The following is a 675-nucleotide window of genomic DNA, read 5'->3' as shown; positions in this document are numbered from 1 at the left end:
CTCCAGACCAACTCAAGCCAACCTATGAAAGCTGGATTGTGCGCCGCGAGTCCTGGTTGCCGGCGTTTGCGCTGACAAGACGGTACGAGCGCGATCGTGATACCACGGGGCGCTTTGAGGAGTAGTCGTCGAATCTAAACGCTGTGGTTACTTCACCGTGACACCGTGCTTGATATCCCCACAATAGATATCAACATTGCCATCTGACGGTGCCGTGCGCACGAGGATGGAATATTCACCGGTAAGCAGAACCGACATGGGGACCGGTGCGGATCTTGATATCGTCCAGCCGCGTATGGGCTGGCGTTCCGTGTTGTCCTGTTCGTTCATCGAGTAGGCGACCGGTCCGGGTTTTTGGCAGCTGCCTTTATAAATGAAGGTGTAGAGGCGCAAGGGCAGGGTGACACCCATTGGAGCGCCGCTGATAAAGAAATCTAATCCGGTTTTATTGTCATAGCTCGACAACGTTACATTGCCGATCTGACCGGCGTTCTGCTGCGTGGCCACCAAAGGAACGGTCACACTAGGGGTTGATGATGTGGCGCAGCCGAATAAGGTTGCGCTGACCAGTAGTGCTGTAAGTGAATGTCTGAGTTTCATGGCCAAACTCCTGTGTCGAAGAACTGCACGGGTGATTAGCCGGTATAGCTCATTAATCATCGCTGCGAGGTAGTT

At 53.6% G+C, this 675-nt stretch carries 1 protein-coding gene and 1 pseudogene; one reads left to right on the top strand and one right to left on the bottom strand.

Annotated elements, in window-relative coordinates:
* A pseudogene (locus AC1DRJ_RS31200) lies at positions 1-125 on the top strand (GFA family protein); the annotation flags it as partial.
* Positions 126-147: 22 nt separating this feature from the next.
* On the opposite strand, the gene AC1DRJ_RS31195 reads toward AC1DRJ_RS31200, so the two are convergent.
* Positions 148-600: a hypothetical protein gene (locus AC1DRJ_RS31195; protein ID WP_477805499.1), complete on the bottom strand. Its 453-nt coding sequence runs from the start codon at positions 598-600 to the stop codon at positions 148-150.
* Between the last annotated feature and the right edge of the window lie 75 nt (positions 601-675).

Source organism: Pseudomonas sp. P5_B2 (genome assembly GCF_056400445.1).
The sequence above is the reverse complement of the archived record's forward strand: the minus strand, read 5'-3'. Positions and strand labels throughout refer to the sequence as shown.

Bases quoted from the DNA above. Each gene is read 5' to 3' on its own strand.
- AC1DRJ_RS31195 (WP_477805499.1), bottom strand. From the start codon at position 600: ATGAAACTCAGACATTCACTTACAGCACTACTGGTCAGCGCAACCTTA.